Source organism: Dokdonia ponticola (genome assembly GCF_042653865.1).
GTDB lineage: Bacteria > Bacteroidota > Bacteroidia > Flavobacteriales > Flavobacteriaceae > Dokdonia > Dokdonia ponticola.
The window spans coordinates 706,603-722,252 of sequence record NZ_JBHSFV010000001.1; the positions used below are offsets into that span (position 1 = coordinate 706,603).

The window sequence follows — 15,650 nt, forward strand, 5'->3', positions numbered from 1 at the left end:
TCATTAGTAAAACAGAGGAATAAAAAAAATCGAAACCTATAGGTTTCGATTTTTTTATGTGTTGATGAAAAAAGAGTTACGATTTAATAGAACAACCTATAGCTTTTGTTTCTGTAATTTCTATGGTGTTACCAGAAAGTAATGCGTCTACTGCATTTTCTAGATATTTTACGTTTACAGCGTTAGGATTTCTAGAGTTATCATCTATGGCGCCTATGTATTTTACCTCATTCCCTTTTTCGGTTTTTTGAAGTAAATAAACGTGAGGCGTCTTTGTAGCTCCATATGAAGGATATACTTTTTGTCCTTCGTCTAGAAGGTAAGGGAATGTAAACCCTTTTTCCTTTGCTCGTTTTTGCATCGCTTCAAAACTATCCCCTGGCTGTATTTCTGGATCATTTGGATTGATAGCTATCACAGGAAATCCAACATTTTTGTATTTAGTATCTAATGCTATAATACGATTTTCATTAGCCACAGAGAAAGGGCAGGTATTACACGTAAAAACAACAATAAAGCCTTTGGCGTTTGGATAATCTGAATAAGACACAAAGGTACCGTCCACATTCTTTAAGTGAATATCTTTTGCAATGTCTCCTATTGCGTAGCCGTTTCCATATCCGTTTCTAGTACTGCCTACTTTAGTAGGATTGATTGATTTTACAACAAAAGCAGATAAAATCACAACAAAAGCAATACCTGTCAAGATTTTTAATGTTTTCATAAAAATAATTTAAGTTCTTTTTCTAGTTCTTGATATGTAAACGATTTTTCATAAAAAGAACGTTTCTCTTTATTGTATATAATAGTAGCAGGAATAGCACCTGACCAACTCACATCTACCTTAGGAATCCAACTGTTACCATCCCCATCATCTAAGAATACAACCTCTGATTGGATATTTCTTTTCTTAATAAAATTTGTTAGGCGTTCTGTTTGATCTGGAAAATCTAAACTCACCAAAATGACTTTTACATCTTTTCCACGATACTCTTCGCGTATGGTTTCAAAATGAGGCAATTCTTCTATACAAGGCTTACACCAAGTAGCCCAGAAATTTACGACATGAACAGCAGCATCTGACGCTTCTAAATAGTTTTCTAATCCCTCATAATCTACCGTTACGAAAGAAACCTCTTTTTGATGATCCTTGCTACAACTTAAAAAAAGAACCAGTCCTATAAGTACATAAAATTTCATCGCAACAAAAGTATTGTATGGTTTCCATTTCAGATCATGTATTAACAAACTTTGGCATTCATTCGTTAAAAAATGAGAAAAACCCCTGTAGATTCTAGCATCAAATTTTAAAAAAAATGTTAAAATCTCAAAACATACTAAAAGATACATTACATTTGTACATACAACAGTTGTAATGACAATAGAAAACCTCATACAAACCAAAACGTTACCGCTTTCGCGAAAGCTAACCATTAACCTTTTGTATTCAGCAAATTGGGCGAATGATATAGTAAGTGAAGCTATAAAGCCATTTGGTATATCGCTAGCACAATTTAATGTATTACGCATATTAAGGGGACAACAAAATAAACCTGCAAACTTATCTACTATCAACTCCCGCATGGTATCCAAAACGAGTAATACCACAAGACTCGTAGATAAGTTAATAGCAAAGGGATATTCAGATCGTGTGATTTGTCCTTCCAATAGAAGAAAAGTAGAAATCACAATTACTCCAAAAGGATTATCCTTATTAGAAACTATAGATCCCGTTATAGATCACGCTGAAAAAAAAATCACATCACAATTAAACGATAATGAGCTTGAGATGCTCAATAAACTACTCAATAAACTCAGACATTAATTATATAAACAAAAACACATGAAAACTAAATTAGTTACAGCAATTTTAGCCCTTATCGTAACAGGAGCGTTTGCCACAAACCCAGTTAAAAAAGAAGTAAAAGTAAAAGATGCCACTATTACATGGGTGGGTAAAAAAGTAACAGGATCACATACTGGAACTATTGACTTACAAGAAGGCACCTTAATTATGGAAGGAAATGAGCTTGTAGGAGGAAATTTCATTATTAATATGACTTCATTAGAAGTAACCGATCTAGAAGCTGGAAAAGGAAAAGAAAAATTAGAAGGACACTTGAAAACAGATGAGTTTTTTGGCGTCAACAACTTCCCTACCGCTACATTTACCATTACGGATGTTGCAAAAAGTGGAGACGGCTATAGTGTCTCTGGCAATATGACCATCAAGGGAATCACTCAGCCTATGAAAATACGCATGAACATTAATGGAAACAAGGCGACTACAAAATTAGAAGTAGATCGTACAAAATTTGGAATCACATACGGATCAGGAAGCTTTTTTGATGATTTAAAAGACAAAGCTATCTACGATGATTTTGAGCTTGCCGTAAGTTTAACATTCTAATATAAGGTTACAAAAACATGAGCCCTACAACTAATTTTATAAAATTTGGCAACAGGGCTTTTTTTATTTAAACTAGCTTCCTATATTTACACCTCAAATGAAAAACAATACAGTACATACTTGGTGGTGGAATACGAAACAATCGTTCTCGTAAGGAAGCTCCTATGTATATTTATATATCAAAAGCCTGTCTTACGACAGGCTTTTTCTTTTTTAGAAAAAATAGTTTTTACAAAAGTATACATCATGACATACGCATTAAAAACATATTCAAAAAAACTACTCGCAGACACCATTACACCGGTATCTGTATATCTTCGTCTGCGTGATCGTTTTCCGAATAGTCTATTATTAGAAAGTAGTGACTACCATGCAAACGACAATAGTTTTAGTTATATCTGTTGCAACCCGATTGCTTCGATCAAAGTAGATCGTAATGAGATTGTGCAGCAATTTCCAGATGGCGTCACAACGACTCAGAAGATGACTCCTGAAACTGATGTAGTGGGTATTTTGGACGCTTTCGCGAAAGCGTTCTCCTCCCCATCATCCGATTATAAATTCATCCACAATGGCCTATTTGGATATATGTCTTATGATGCGGTGCATTATTTTGAAGACATAAACATCTTAAAGAAAGAAGCAGATCTCGCCATTCCCGATATGTATTATGCAGTATATCAAAATATCATAGCGATCAATCATTTTAATAATGAAGCTTATATTTTTTGCCATACCACAGGAGATCAAAACAACATCACAGATATAGAACAACTTCTCAAAGTCAAAAATTTTGCTGAGTATGACTTTAATAGAGAGGGCAAAGTTACTACCAATATTTCTGACCAAGGTTTTAAAGATCTTGTCAATACGTGTAAGAAACACTGCCAACGAGGGGATGTTTTTCAAATTGTCCCCAGCAAACGATTCTCTCAAAAATTTAAAGGTGACGAATTTAATGTATATAGAGCACTGAGAAGCGTCAACCCTTCCCCCTATTTATTCTATTTTGACTACGGTGATTTTAAGATTTTTGGATCATCGCCAGAAGCGCAGCTTATTGTGAGTGAAGGAAAAGCCGAAATCCATCCCATTGCAGGCACCTTCAAACGTACAGGAAACGATGAACAAGACGCGGTACTTGCTAAAGAACTTGCCGTAGATGAAAAAGAAAATAGCGAACATGTCATGCTTGTGGATCTTGCACGCAATGATCTCTCTAGAAATGGGCATGGCGTTCAGGTAGAAACCTATAGAGAAGTACAGTTTTTTTCTCATGTGATCCATCTTGTAAGCAAAGTAACAGCGCAAAAACATAAATCTTCAAGTACCTTACAAGTCGTGGCAGATACATTTCCAGCAGGAACGCTTAGTGGTGCGCCTAAGCATATGGCCATGCAATTATTAGAAAAATATGAAAACCGAAATCGTACATTTTATGGGGGTGCTATTGGTTTTATGGATTTTAACGGCAATTTCAATCATGCCATCATTATACGGTCATTCCTGAGCAAAAATCATACGCTACATTACCAAGCGGGAGCAGGTGTTGTTTCAGGTAGCGATCCAGCAAAAGAATTACAAGAAGTATATAATAAATTAGGCGCCTTAACAAAAGCACTAGAACTTGCAGAGGATATATAATTTATGACCCGTTTATAGACCAAAAATAAAATAGATGAAAAAAGTACTCGTTATAGATAACTATGATAGCTTCGTTTACAACCTCGTTCATTATTTAGAGGAGTTAGATTGTACTGTTGTTGTCAAGCGTAATGATCAGTTTCATATAGATGACTGTGAAGATTATTCAAAAATCTTATTGTCACCTGGACCTGGTATTCCTGAAGAGGCTGGACTGCTTAAAGAAGTGATTCAGAAATATGCAGCAACCAAAAGCATTTTAGGGGTTTGTTTAGGACAGCAAGCTATTGGAGAAGTTTTTGGTGGTACGCTTATCAACCTTGATAAAGTGTTTCATGGTGTCGCAACGCAAATTAACATTATTAAAGAAGATACGGTATTATTTCAGGGACTTGATCCACAAATCGCTGTTGGAAGATACCACTCTTGGGTTGTCTCACAAGAAGGGTTTCCAGAAAGCCTAGAAGTGACTGCAATAGATGAAACAGGACAAATTATGGCATTAAGACATAAAATATATGATGTACGCGGTGTACAATTTCATCCAGAGAGTGTATTAACTCCTGATGGAAAAACAATGATAAAAAACTGGATTACTAACGAATAAAACCGACCGTTATGAGAACTATCTTTTTCTATGTTTTGCTATTGTGTATGTTAACCTCTTGTATAGAAGACAAACCCAAAACAATAGAACCTCCTACGCCACCAGAAACTACTATGGAAGTTCCTGAAATTCCTGAGGTACCAGAAGTTCATGAAACAGATACGATTCCAGAACCACCGCCACCACCACCTGTGGTAAAGGCAAAGCCTAAACCCGCTCCAAAAAAGAAAAAGGTAGTCAATAAGAAACCAGAAGATTATAAATCGCTCATTTTTAATGTGCAATTAGGTATCAACCCAGACAGAAAAAATTGGGTGCTTTTTAAAAATGGCACCTACCTTATCTTCCCGAATAATACAGCAGAAAGAGATGCTATAAGAGCTGCCAAAAAACTAATGTCTAATTATAAAAAAGGGGCGTTAAGTACACAAAAATCTTCTTTTGCAAAGGGATGGATTGCGGCAACTAACACAGGAATTTACAATTATATAGACAGAGCTTCCTTTGGAAAAGGAATCCCAAAACAAGAAAATATCCTCAAAAAAGGACTAGACAATATTATGAAAGATGCAAAAGAATTAGAAATCATCTACATCAATCAACCTAAATAGGGAACTCTATTTTCAAAATATATAACCGCAAGAGTATACCGAAAGCTGAAAAAAGAAAAATAAATGAAACAGATTTTGAACCGATTAATACAACACGATGTTCTTTCTAAAGAAGAATCACGTGACATCTTAATCAATATTTCTGAAGGAAAATACAATACAAGTCAGATTGCCTCTTTCTTAACAGTCTATATGATGCGAAGTATTACCGTAGCAGAATTAGAAGGCTTTAGAGATGCTTTACTAGAAGTATGTCTCGCCGTCGATTTTTCTGAATACAACGCCATCGATTTATGTGGGACAGGCGGCGACGGAAAAGACACTTTTAATATCTCTACACTTTCTAGTTTCGTTACGGCTGGTGCAGATGTTCATGTAACAAAACATGGAAACTACGGAGTATCCTCCGTAAGTGGGAGTAGTAATGTCATGGAATACCTCGGCATCAAATTTAGTAATGACAAAGACTTTCTAAAACGATCTATGGATGAAGTTGGAATGTGTGTATTACACGCCCCTCTTTTTCACCCAGCCATGAAAAACGTCGCTCCCATCCGAAGAGAATTAGGGGTGAAAACTTTTTTTAATATGCTAGGTCCTATGGTAAACCCTGCATTTCCTAAAAATCAATTAGTCGGTGTTTTTAACCTTGAATTGGCAAGAATGTATGGATATCTCTATCAAAAAGGAGGAAAAAACTTTACCATTTTACATGCACTAGACGGCTACGATGAGATTTCACTTACTGGCCCTACAAAAACCATTACCAACCATACTGAGGTGATGCTAACCCCTTCTGATTTTGGAGTTTCTGCACACACCCAAGAAGATATTTATGGTGGAGATAGCGTTGCTGCTTCTGCTAAGATTTTTATGGATGTGATTTCAGGCAAAGGAACTGCGCCTCAAAACAATGTGGTATGTGCCAATGCAGGAATGGCGATTGCTACCGTAAAAGGATTGAGTCCAAAAAAAGGATTTGAACAAGCCCAAGAGAGTTTGTTAAGCGGTAAAGCATTGGAGAAATTAAAGAAATTACAAGAATTATCGAGATGAAAAAAAACTTCCCTCCTAAGAAGGAGGGATTGAGGGAGGTGTAAAAACATCTATTTTAAATACAAATTAAAAAGTCGAAAGTGGGATGAGATTCCCACCTTCGTGGGAATAAAATGACGATACTAGAAAAAATAATAGCAGATAAACGCAAAGAAGTAGCGCTTAAAAAGCAGTTGATTCCTACACGACAATTGGAGCAATCGGTGTTATTTGAACGGGAGACACGATCGCTGGCGAAGGCGTTGCGAGAAGGGTCTGGCATCATTGCAGAGCACAAACGCAGATCGCCTAGTAAATCTGTCATCAACAATAGCTTAAGTGTCCAAGATGTTGCTCTAGGCTATGAAACAGCTAGTGCAAGCGGTATGTCTGTCTTAACTGACGGAAAGTATTTTGGCGGATCCTTAGATGATTTATTGTTGGCACGCGCTGCGACTACTTTTCCGTTATTACGAAAAGAATTTATTGTAGACGAGTACCAAATCCTAGAAGCCAAAGCCCACGGAGCCGATGCCATTCTTTTAATTGCAGCTTCCCTTACAAGAAAAGAGATTGAAGATTTTTCCGCTTTCGCGAAAGCGTTACATCTCGACGTCCTTTGCGAGTCTCACAATAAAGAAGAACTCCTCAAATCGATTGTTCCTAATGTCGATATGCTTGGGATTAACAACCGAAACTTAAAAACCTTTGAGGTAAGTATTGAGATTAGTAAAGACTTAGTCTCGTTGATTCCAAACGATTTTGTCAAAGTATCTGAAAGTGGCATTAGTTCGGTGAGTGCCATTAAAGAACTACAACCTTATGGTTTTGAAGGTTTTTTAATTGGTGAGAACTTTATGAAAACAGATGATCCGGGAGCGAGTGCGAAGGAATTTATTGAACAGTTATAAAAAAGTCGAAAGCGGGGAGGGATTCCCGCCTACGCGGGAATAGAAATGAAGCTTAAAATCTGCGGAATGAAATACAACACACAAGAAGTCGCTGCCCTGCAGCCCGACTATCTTGGGTTTATCTTTTATAAGGGGAGTCCGCGTCATTTTGATGGGGAGATCCCAACACTTCCTGAAGGCATTAAAAAAGTAGGCGTTTTTGTGGATGCTGAGATTGCTTTCGCGAAAGCGTACATAGAAAAATACAACTTAGACATCGTCCAGTTACATGGCAACGAATCTCCTGAATATATTAAAGGCCTTAAAGAGGTTATACCGAACGCAGTCGAAATATGGAACGTATTCTCCATCAAAGACAGCTTTGATTTTAACCGATTAACTCCCTACGAATCACGGGTAGATGCCTTCCTTTTTGATACCAAAGGAAAAGCCAAGGGCGGAAATGGATACACCTTTGATTGGGAGGTGTTGAAAAACTACCCCCTACAAACCCCTTTTATATTAAGCGGAGGCATCGGACTCGACGAACTAAAAAAAATAGAAGACATAAGGGCTTTAGATCTTCCTATCCTTGCGCTAGACGTGAACAGTAAGTTTGAAGATAGCCCAGGAAAGAAAAATGTAGCAGCGCTACAAAAATTTCAAAATCACTTCCGCGAAGGCGGAAGTCTCATGAAATGAAGCACTATTAAAATGGTATTCTCAGAAGAGCAATTTTACTTTTATATGACAACAAATACGCATAATAAAGCCCTCTATACTGGTTTTACTGTTGATTTAAAAAGAAGAATAAAAGAACATAAAGACAAAATCTATAAAAAGAGTTTTACAGGTACTTATAATCTTGACAAACTTATTTATTTTGAAACGTTTAAAACAGTCGCTGAAGCAAGAAAAAGAGAACGACAAATAAAAAAATGGAATCGAGAATGGAAAGAGAATCTAATTAGTGATATGAATCCAAATTGGGATGATTTAAGTTGGATGCTATAAAAAATAAAATAGTTCCCGTTAAGACGGGAAATTGGATAAAAACAGAAATAATACGTAAGGGTGGATGAGATTTCCGCCTTCGCGATTCAAATAGCTCCCGTGAAGACGGGAAACTTGATACACATAAAAACAATTCGTTAAGGCAGATGAGATTTCCGCCTACGCGGAAATAAAATGAATATTATGGAAAAAGAAAAAGATTTCCGCCTTCGCGGAAATGAAGAGAAATCTTACCAAGCAAACGACCGAGGCTATTACGGAGATTTTGGAGGCGCATTTATTCCAGAAATGCTCTACCCAAACGTAGAAGAATTACGCTCTCAATATGTGCAAATCATGCAAGAGCCTTCCTTCCAAAAGGAATTTGATGCTTTGCTTAAAGACTACGTAGGACGCCCAACTCCTTTGTATTATGCTAAACGTTTTAGCGAAAGATACAATACCAAGGTGTATTTAAAACGAGAAGACCTTTGCCATACGGGAGCGCATAAAATAAACAATACGATTGGTCAAATTTTGATGGCAAAGCGATTAGGTAAAACCCGAATTATCGCTGAAACGGGGGCAGGACAACACGGCGTAGCTACAGCGACCGTTTGTGCGCTGATGGGTTTAGAATGTATTGTCTATATGGGTGCGATTGATATCAAACGCCAAGCGCCTAATGTAGCCCGCATGAAAATGCTAGGTGCCACAGTCCGCCCTGCCATGTCGGGAAGTAGGACCTTGAAAGATGCCACCAATGAAGCGATTCGCGATTGGATTAATAATCCCGTTAATACCCATTATATTATTGGATCTGTGGTAGGACCCCACCCGTACCCAGATATGGTGGCGCGTTTTCAGTCGATGATTTCGGCAGAAACCAAGAAGCAATTACTCGAAGTCGAAGGACGTGAAAACCCAGATTATGTAGTTGCCTGTGTGGGTGGCGGAAGTAATGCTGCAGGATTATATTATCATTATTTAGATCAGCCAGAGGTAGGCATTATTGCCGTAGAAGCCGCTGGAAAAGGAATTGACACAGGCGAAAGTGCCGCGACCTCAGCCTTGGGACGTGAAGGTATTATTCACGGAAGCAAAACACTCCTTATGCAAACGCCCGACGGGCAGATCACAGAACCATATTCGATTTCGGCAGGATTGGATTATCCGGGTGTGGGCCCTATGCATGCGAATCTATTCAGAACAGGTCGTGGTGAATTTATCTCTGTGACCGATGATGATGCGATGCAAGCAGGGCTGGAATTGAGTAAACTCGAAGGTATTATTCCTGCGATAGAAACCAGTCATGCCCTTGCGATTTTTGAAACCAGAAAATTCAAACCCGATGATGTCGTAGTGATTAATTTATCTGGACGTGGGGATAAGGATTTAAATACGTATATCGAGTATTTTGGATTATAAAGTTTGAAAGTTTTTCATTTCCGCGAAGGCGGAAATCTCAAAATACCTATCGAAAACATAATGGAAACCAAAATATTCTATACATATATCCTCTCAAATAAAGGACATACTGTTTTATACATTGGTTTTACAGGTAATTTAAAACAAAGACTTAAAAAACATATAAACCCAAGTTCGAAGGGATTTACATTAAAATATAATGTTACCAAACTTGTTTGGTTTGAAACTACTCAGTATGTAAATAATGCGATTCAAAGAGAAAAACAGATTAAAAAGTGGAATCGAGAATGGAAAGAAAATCTAATTAATGATAAGAATCCAGATTGGAATGATTTAAGTTGGATGATAGAATAATTAAAATTTAGATATTACTTTTTAAAGAAATAAAAAAACAAGATTTAGATTCCCGCCGGAGTTTACACTGAGTGTCATCGAAGTGCAGGAATGAAATAGTTTAACAATAATAAAGCCGTATGCCGGAAGAGATTCCTGCCTGCGCAGGAATAAAATGAACAGAATACAACAAAAACTCCAAGAAGATAAAAAACTACTCAGCCTCTATTTTACGGCTGGGTATCCTCACATCAACGACACGGTATCTATCTTACAACAACTGCAAGATAGTGGTGTAGATATGGTCGAAATCGGATTGCCATTTTCCGATCCACTGGCCGATGGACCGACCATTCAAGAAAGTAGTACCGCTGCGTTAAAAAACGGAATGACTACACAATTACTGTTTGATCAGCTCAAAGATGTTCGCAAGACGATTGATATCCCGTTGATTGTGATGGGGTATTTTAATCCGATGCTACAATATGGGGTGGAGAAGTTTTGTGCAAAATGCCAAGAAATAGGTATCGATGGGATCATTATGCCCGACCTCCCACTCGCTGAATATGAAGCAGAGTACAAAGCAATCTTTGAAAAATATGGCCTTATCAATGTATTTTTAATTACGCCTCAAACGAGTGATGCGCGTATTCAACAGATTGATGCCGCGAGTAATGGCTTTATTTATATGGTAAGTAGCGCGAGTACGACTGGATCTCAAAGTGGTTTTGGGAACACCCAATCTGAATATTTTGAGCGCATTGCCAACATGAATCTCAAAAATCCTCAAATTGTAGGTTTTGGAATTAGCAATGCCAAAACGTTTGAGGCGGCTACCGCTTTCGCGAAAGGAGCCATCATCGGAAGTGCATTTATCAAACACATTACAGCACATGGCGCAGATAGTGTTGAAGCGTTTGTAAAAACGATACGATAATTAAAAACTGTATAATACGTAAATTAAAAAAAAGAATAGTGCCTTTGTGAATGAAAAATCATAGCTATGTTCAAAAACATCTAATTTTTGTGTATTTCATAGTTAATATTGTGTATTTTGTCGATTTTTAAGTGTTTCCACTCAAAATTAAATTGATCTGTCTGACTCCCTCTATTTTTGTGGTCACAGAACTCAAGATCATGAAAACAAGTATTCTTCTACTACTCTTTATTTTTACTTTTCATACAGCAATCGCTGATGTATCTTCACCTGAGAAGCAAGCACTAGTAGATTTATATCATGCTACAAATGGTGATCATTGGACAGAATCTTGGGATCTAACAACGGCTGTAGAAAATTGGAAAGGTGTTACTGTTATTAATGACAAGGTCGTAGCATTACAACTTACCCATAATAATCTTACTGGAGAGCTTCCTACTTCTATCGGAGATTTAGTCAACTTAAAAGTTTTAAATCTTCATAACAATACACTAAAGGGAAACCTACCTACCTCTATTGGGAACTTGCATGCATTAAAAATTCTAAATATTTCTCTAAATACCTTCCAAGGAAACGTACCAGAAGAGATTTCAAAAATAAAAAGTCTTGAACACCTTTATATATTTGCTAATGATTTCACAGGAACATTAGCGCCAACAATTAGTGAGTTACCTACTATTAAAAGTATCCAAATGTATGCAACCTACATACAAACGGATGTAACAAATACACTCGCTAGTATCGATTAATTACCGACGCTTTCACCCCTTTTTTTATCCCTTATCATTGAAAACCAGAGACACGTGGGGGCGTGTCTCTGGTTTTTTTTAGCTCAGTGTTTATAAAACGAGTCATGATCCTTTTTTAGTTTCTATGTATCTTACGTATGATTTAAAAAAATCATCATGCTATGAAACATAATCGTCGTCGTTCTTTTATAAAACAGGCACTCGCTGGAATTACAGGAGCTACCCTATTACCTTCTTTTACTGCTACAGCTTCTACTACAAAAGAGACAACTCCTGCCTTAGACCCTACCGATACTTCAGAGGCATTTTGGGAAACGGTTAAAAAGCAATTTGTCTTTGCTGATGGCTTGCATTATTTCAATAATGCTTCTTTAGGCTCCTCACCTATTTCGGTCCAAAAAGCCACTAATGAATTTAGAGCTACCTTAGATAGTTTTCCTTCTAAATATATGTGGGGTGATTGGAGTGACGAAAAAGAAGCAGTACGTCAAAAAGTAGCCGACTTATTTTCTGTTTCTAACGAAGAAATTGCGATTACACACAATACTACGGAAGGCATGAACCTCATCGCACGGAGTTTTGATTTACAACCTGGAGATGAAGTGATTTTAGGAGATCATGAGCATAGTAGCGGTACGGTCCCTTGGAAGATATGGCAAGAATCAAAGGGTGTTAGATTAGTACGTCCTGTTCTTCCTATTCTACCTGAAACTATTGAAGATATTGTGGCGGTATATCGAAATGCGATTACCTCTAAAACCAAAGTGATTTCTATATGTCATATGGTAAATACCAATGGGATGATCTTACCCATCAAGGAAATTTCAGAAATGGCACATCAAAGAGGAATTCTAGTGGCGGTAGATGGCGCTCAGAGTTCGGGGATGTTTGCTATTGATTTGCATGACTTAGGCTGTGATTTTTATACAGCGAGTGCCCATAAGTGGCTTTTTTCGCCGAAAGGCATTAGTGTATTTTATGCAAAAAAAGAGAGCCAGCACTATTTAAAACCCTTGATGGTGGCTCGTGGGTATGACGACCCTAGTATACGTCGTTTGGAGAATTACAACACGCGAAATTTACCTGAGTATTTAGGACTAGGTGCCGCCGTAGATTTTCATATGCAAATTGGAAAAGAAAAGATTGCACAACGTTCGTTTGAGCTTAAGAACTATTTTAGATCTAAAGTTCAAAACAATCCTAGTTTTAAACTAAAAACACCAGAAAATGACGCGCTATCCTGTGCCATACAAACCGTTGAAATTGTAGGTAAAGATGTTAGGGAGGTTAAAAAACAACTCTTTGAAAACTATGGTATCGATACGCGCCCTATGACCACGTTTGGATTGAATGGGGTACGAATTTCTTTTGCCATTTTTATTACGAAGAAGGATATTGATTACTTGGTGGAGGCTTTGGAAGAGATTGCTAATTCATAAAAAAGATGATCTACAAACTAATTGTCTTTTTTAGTATCGTTTTTATTTCTTGTTTTGGATATAGCCAGTCTGACTCTTTATATTTTTCAGTGACCTCTTACTATACAGGCACCGAACTTTATAAAACAGATACGATATCAATAAAGAACACAAAAAAAACTTTAGATGTTTATTTTTATAAAGAACATTTTAATCAATTTTACGGTCTCCCTAAAAAGCTTGTTCGAAAAAAATATAAAAATCAAGAAATTGTGGAATGGGCTTTTAATGATAAACCTAAAGAGTTTAAAAAAAACTGGTCACATTCGTATACTTATGATGCGCAAGGAAAACTTATTGAATATGAATATTCAGGATGTGTGATCTGTTCTCAATTTCCTTGGGGATTTTCATTAGTTTATGATGAGAATAACACTATCATTAAACAACAAACGTATCTTTTATCTCAGACAGTTACAGTTGAGCAAGGTAAACCAATCACACATATGAAACCCCACAAACAAAGTAAAAATTGTATTCAACTTACGTATGACAGTGAAGGAAATGTTATTTTGTTGGAAAAATATAATCCTCAAGGAATATCAGAAAAAATTCAGTTACTTAAATAATGGGTTAGATATTTCTACGTATCCTCATTTGCCTTTACCCAAACATCATTAGCATATGGGAGTACTACTTCGGGCACAAGGTCGGAGCAATCGCCTCCGTATCGAATGACTTCGCGTACAATAGAAGAGGAGATATAACTTTTCCCAGAAGAGGTCAGTAAGAAAATGGTTTCTATTCCAGAGAGTTTTCTGTTGGTATGAGCGATCGCTTTTTCAAACTCAAAATCCCCTGGGTTCCGGAGTCCGCGTAAGATAAATTCGGAATCTTGTTCTTTACAGAAATCAACGGTAAGACCGCTATAGCTCATCACTCTGATTTTAGGCTCATCTTTAAAGGTTTCCTCTAAAAAACGTAAACGCTGTTTTAGGGAAAACATATATTTCTTATCAGAATTGACGCCAATAGCCAAAATAACCTCATCAAATAAAGTCAATCCTCTTTCTATAATGTCGTAATGTCCCATGGTAATAGGATCAAAAGATCCTGGAAAAACTGCTCTTCTCATAGATTAAAAATACGGAAATTATAAATGATAGCGTTTTTATTTTAGGGTAATGATATGTTGAAGTTGAACTCTTTCCTTTTTTGGCAGTAAAAACAAAGAGATTCCCACCTTCGTGGGAATTAAATGAATCTAGACTTACAACAAGCATTTATTTTTACACCTTCCTAGTACTTATTTCGACCAGCACGACGCCTTCCTGGGAGGGAAGAATCTTATGAAGATTAAGGCGAAATGATTCTATTATTTAAGAATATCGAATGTTAAATTACGAACTAAAAAATACTACCGACTACCGACTAATAGCTAACGACCAAAACCTACTCCAAAACCTACTCCAAAACCGCTTCAATCGCTTCTCCTAATAAATCTGAAAGAGGAATCCCAGCTGCTTTGGCTTGTCTCGGGATAATACTTTCTAACGAAAGTCCGGGGTTGGAATTGACTTCAACAAAGTGGGGTTTTCCGTTATGAAAGATAAAGTCAATACGGCAGATACCCTTGAGTTTTAATAATTCGTAGATCGCTCCTGTTAGTGACTGGACACTTTCGGTTTGGTTATCGCTTAATCGAGCGGGTACGATTTCTTGCGACTTGCCTTCATACTTAGCTTGGTAATCAAAAAAATCATTTTCTGAGACAATTTCGCATACGGGCAATACCTTGGTTTTTCCTTCATAAGTACAAACGCCTACAGACACTTCAGTACCACTTAAAAAAGATTCGATAAGGACTTCATCATCTTCGGCGAAGGCTTTTTCGAGGGCGGGTGCTAATCCGTTTTCATTGTAGATTTTACTCACGCCAAAGCTAGATCCTGCTCGGTTAGGTTTTACGAAACAAGGGAATTGGATGCGTTCTTTTATGGCTTTCGCGAAAGCGGTATCCACCACATCCCCTTTGTTGACATACACCGACTGCGCCATGTCAATCCCATACGGTCGAAGTACGCTCAACGTATCTCTTTTATTAAAAGTAAGAGCACTTTGGTAAAAATCACAACTCGTCTGCGGAATTCCCATCACTTTGAGATAGGCTTGAATTTCTCCATCCTCGCCTGGAGTGCCGTGAATGGTATTATAACAAGCATCAAAATACACTTTCCCGAAAGGTAATAGTACACTAAACTCGCCCATATCCATATAGAACTCCTCCCCTTCATACATACACACCCACTTATCTTTTAAAATATGGATTGCGTACGCAGTATATTTGTTGGGGTCTAAAGTATTCATGACCGTAGTGCCGCTTTTGATAGAAATCTCATACTCACTACTATAACCTCCCATGAGGACGGCAATATTTTTTGACATAAAAGAAAGATTATGGCTGTTTATATTTTGCACAAAATTATAACTTAAAAATACTATAATTTATAGAGATCTGTTAAAAGAAAAATCAGTTATTTACGTTGTATTTTTAGAGACCCAAAATACTAGACACAAAGTGTGCTATCAAAAGAC

Annotated in this window: 19 protein-coding genes; 15 read left to right on the plus strand and 4 right to left on the minus strand. The window is 37.1% G+C overall.

What is annotated here, in order from left to right:
* Positions 1–76 precede the first annotated feature (76 nt).
* Both ACFO3O_RS03360 and ACFO3O_RS03365 read right to left on the minus strand, forming a co-directional pair.
* On the minus strand, positions 77–724 hold the full coding sequence (locus ACFO3O_RS03360; protein WP_379977084.1) for a thioredoxin family protein: 648 nt from the start codon (positions 722–724) through the stop codon (positions 77–79).
* Positions 721–1,200, minus strand: a complete 480-nt coding sequence (locus ACFO3O_RS03365; protein ID WP_379977085.1) for a TlpA family protein disulfide reductase — start codon at positions 1,198–1,200, stop codon at positions 721–723. The genes ACFO3O_RS03360 and ACFO3O_RS03365 overlap by 4 nt, the downstream gene beginning before the upstream one ends.
* A gap of 175 nt (positions 1,201–1,375) precedes the next feature.
* Between ACFO3O_RS03365 and ACFO3O_RS03370 the strand changes: the two genes are divergently transcribed.
* The 15 genes from ACFO3O_RS03370 to ACFO3O_RS03440 all read left to right on the plus strand — a co-directional run bounded on the left by ACFO3O_RS03370 (position 1,376) and on the right by ACFO3O_RS03440 (position 13,684).
* Positions 1,376–1,825: a MarR family winged helix-turn-helix transcriptional regulator gene (locus tag ACFO3O_RS03370; RefSeq protein WP_379977086.1), complete on the plus strand. Its 450-nt coding sequence runs from the start codon at positions 1,376–1,378 to the stop codon at positions 1,823–1,825.
* Between the two features lie 18 nt (positions 1,826–1,843).
* Complete coding sequence (locus ACFO3O_RS03375) at positions 1,844–2,410, plus strand: YceI family protein (protein ID WP_379977087.1); 567 nt, start codon at positions 1,844–1,846, stop codon at positions 2,408–2,410.
* A gap of 246 nt (positions 2,411–2,656) precedes the next feature.
* Positions 2,657–4,054, plus strand: a complete 1,398-nt coding sequence (locus ACFO3O_RS03380) for an anthranilate synthase component I family protein (RefSeq protein ID WP_379977088.1) — start codon at positions 2,657–2,659, stop codon at positions 4,052–4,054.
* A gap of 34 nt (positions 4,055–4,088) precedes the next feature.
* Positions 4,089–4,661, plus strand: a complete 573-nt coding sequence (locus ACFO3O_RS03385) for an anthranilate synthase component II (RefSeq protein ID WP_379977089.1) — start codon at positions 4,089–4,091, stop codon at positions 4,659–4,661.
* 11 nt (positions 4,662–4,672) lie between these two features.
* On the plus strand, positions 4,673–5,272 hold the full coding sequence (locus tag ACFO3O_RS03390; protein ID WP_379977090.1) for a hypothetical protein: 600 nt from the start codon (positions 4,673–4,675) through the stop codon (positions 5,270–5,272).
* Positions 5,273–5,335: 63 nt separating this feature from the next.
* Positions 5,336–6,328 (plus strand): anthranilate phosphoribosyltransferase, encoded by a 993-nt coding sequence (trpD, locus tag ACFO3O_RS03395; protein ID WP_379977091.1) that lies wholly within the window; start codon positions 5,336–5,338, stop codon positions 6,326–6,328.
* A 113-nt stretch (positions 6,329–6,441) separates the two neighbouring features.
* Complete coding sequence (gene trpC / locus ACFO3O_RS03400) at positions 6,442–7,218, plus strand: indole-3-glycerol phosphate synthase TrpC (protein WP_379977092.1); 777 nt, start codon at positions 6,442–6,444, stop codon at positions 7,216–7,218.
* Positions 7,219–7,284: 66 nt separating this feature from the next.
* Positions 7,285–7,899 carry a phosphoribosylanthranilate isomerase gene (locus ACFO3O_RS03405; RefSeq protein WP_379977093.1) on the plus strand — a complete coding sequence of 205 codons (615 nt, stop codon included), beginning with the start codon at positions 7,285–7,287 and terminating at the stop codon, positions 7,897–7,899.
* A 45-nt stretch (positions 7,900–7,944) separates the two neighbouring features.
* Complete coding sequence (locus ACFO3O_RS03410; protein ID WP_379977094.1) at positions 7,945–8,211, plus strand: GIY-YIG nuclease family protein; 267 nt, start codon at positions 7,945–7,947, stop codon at positions 8,209–8,211.
* Positions 8,212–8,394: 183 nt separating this feature from the next.
* Positions 8,395–9,618, plus strand: coding sequence for a tryptophan synthase subunit beta (gene trpB, locus ACFO3O_RS03415; RefSeq protein WP_379977095.1), 1,224 nt, complete (start codon positions 8,395–8,397; stop codon positions 9,616–9,618).
* Positions 9,619–9,678: 60 nt separating this feature from the next.
* Complete coding sequence (locus ACFO3O_RS03420) at positions 9,679–9,972, plus strand: GIY-YIG nuclease family protein (protein ID WP_379977096.1); 294 nt, start codon at positions 9,679–9,681, stop codon at positions 9,970–9,972.
* 154 nt (positions 9,973–10,126) lie between these two features.
* A complete protein-coding gene (trpA, locus tag ACFO3O_RS03425; RefSeq protein ID WP_379977097.1) occupies positions 10,127–10,888 on the plus strand; it encodes a tryptophan synthase subunit alpha in 762 nt (253 codons plus the stop codon).
* A gap of 200 nt (positions 10,889–11,088) precedes the next feature.
* Complete coding sequence (locus tag ACFO3O_RS03430) at positions 11,089–11,637, plus strand: leucine-rich repeat domain-containing protein (protein ID WP_379977099.1); 549 nt, start codon at positions 11,089–11,091, stop codon at positions 11,635–11,637.
* 161 nt (positions 11,638–11,798) lie between these two features.
* Positions 11,799–13,076 (plus strand): aminotransferase class V-fold PLP-dependent enzyme, encoded by a 1,278-nt coding sequence (locus ACFO3O_RS03435; protein WP_379977100.1) that lies wholly within the window; start codon positions 11,799–11,801, stop codon positions 13,074–13,076.
* A gap of 5 nt (positions 13,077–13,081) precedes the next feature.
* A complete protein-coding gene (locus tag ACFO3O_RS03440) occupies positions 13,082–13,684 on the plus strand; it encodes a hypothetical protein (RefSeq protein WP_379977101.1) in 603 nt (200 codons plus the stop codon).
* Between the two features lie 14 nt (positions 13,685–13,698).
* Here ACFO3O_RS03440 and coaD read toward each other — a convergent pair whose 3' ends face one another.
* Together coaD and ACFO3O_RS03450 are read right to left on the minus strand one after the other, a co-directional pair.
* Complete coding sequence (coaD, locus tag ACFO3O_RS03445; RefSeq protein WP_379977102.1) at positions 13,699–14,190, minus strand: pantetheine-phosphate adenylyltransferase; 492 nt, start codon at positions 14,188–14,190, stop codon at positions 13,699–13,701.
* A 329-nt stretch (positions 14,191–14,519) separates the two neighbouring features.
* Positions 14,520–15,500 (minus strand): D-alanine--D-alanine ligase, encoded by a 981-nt coding sequence (locus ACFO3O_RS03450; RefSeq protein WP_379977103.1) that lies wholly within the window; start codon positions 15,498–15,500, stop codon positions 14,520–14,522.
* Positions 15,501–15,650: the final 150 nt, after the last annotated feature.

Excerpts from the sequence above, each read along its gene's own strand:
- ACFO3O_RS03360 (WP_379977084.1), bottom strand. The coding sequence starts at position 724 with ATGAAAACATTAAAAATCTTGACAGGTATTGCTTTTGTTGTGATTTTA.
- trpA (WP_379977097.1), top strand. The coding sequence starts at position 10,127 with ATGAACAGAATACAACAAAAACTCCAAGAAGATAAAAAACTACTCAGC.
- ACFO3O_RS03370 (WP_379977086.1), top strand. The coding sequence starts at position 1,376 with ATGACAATAGAAAACCTCATACAAACCAAAACGTTACCGCTTTCGCGA.
- ACFO3O_RS03390 (WP_379977090.1), top strand. The coding sequence starts at position 4,673 with ATGAGAACTATCTTTTTCTATGTTTTGCTATTGTGTATGTTAACCTCT.
- coaD (WP_379977102.1), bottom strand. The coding sequence starts at position 14,190 with ATGAGAAGAGCAGTTTTTCCAGGATCTTTTGATCCTATTACCATGGGA.
- ACFO3O_RS03440 (WP_379977101.1), top strand. The coding sequence starts at position 13,082 with ATGATCTACAAACTAATTGTCTTTTTTAGTATCGTTTTTATTTCTTGT.
- ACFO3O_RS03410 (WP_379977094.1), top strand. The coding sequence starts at position 7,945 with ATGACAACAAATACGCATAATAAAGCCCTCTATACTGGTTTTACTGTT.
- ACFO3O_RS03375 (WP_379977087.1), top strand. The coding sequence starts at position 1,844 with ATGAAAACTAAATTAGTTACAGCAATTTTAGCCCTTATCGTAACAGGA.
- trpB (WP_379977095.1), top strand. The coding sequence starts at position 8,395 with ATGGAAAAAGAAAAAGATTTCCGCCTTCGCGGAAATGAAGAGAAATCT.
- ACFO3O_RS03365 (WP_379977085.1), bottom strand. The coding sequence starts at position 1,200 with ATGAAATTTTATGTACTTATAGGACTGGTTCTTTTTTTAAGTTGTAGC.
- trpC (WP_379977092.1), top strand. The coding sequence starts at position 6,442 with ATGACGATACTAGAAAAAATAATAGCAGATAAACGCAAAGAAGTAGCG.
- trpD (WP_379977091.1), top strand. The coding sequence starts at position 5,336 with ATGAAACAGATTTTGAACCGATTAATACAACACGATGTTCTTTCTAAA.
- ACFO3O_RS03450 (WP_379977103.1), bottom strand. The coding sequence starts at position 15,500 with ATGTCAAAAAATATTGCCGTCCTCATGGGAGGTTATAGTAGTGAGTAT.
- ACFO3O_RS03380 (WP_379977088.1), top strand. The coding sequence starts at position 2,657 with ATGACATACGCATTAAAAACATATTCAAAAAAACTACTCGCAGACACC.
- ACFO3O_RS03420 (WP_379977096.1), top strand. The coding sequence starts at position 9,679 with ATGGAAACCAAAATATTCTATACATATATCCTCTCAAATAAAGGACAT.
- ACFO3O_RS03435 (WP_379977100.1), top strand. The coding sequence starts at position 11,799 with ATGAAACATAATCGTCGTCGTTCTTTTATAAAACAGGCACTCGCTGGA.
- ACFO3O_RS03385 (WP_379977089.1), top strand. The coding sequence starts at position 4,089 with ATGAAAAAAGTACTCGTTATAGATAACTATGATAGCTTCGTTTACAAC.
- ACFO3O_RS03405 (WP_379977093.1), top strand. The coding sequence starts at position 7,285 with ATGAAATACAACACACAAGAAGTCGCTGCCCTGCAGCCCGACTATCTT.
- ACFO3O_RS03430 (WP_379977099.1), top strand. The coding sequence starts at position 11,089 with ATGAAAACAAGTATTCTTCTACTACTCTTTATTTTTACTTTTCATACA.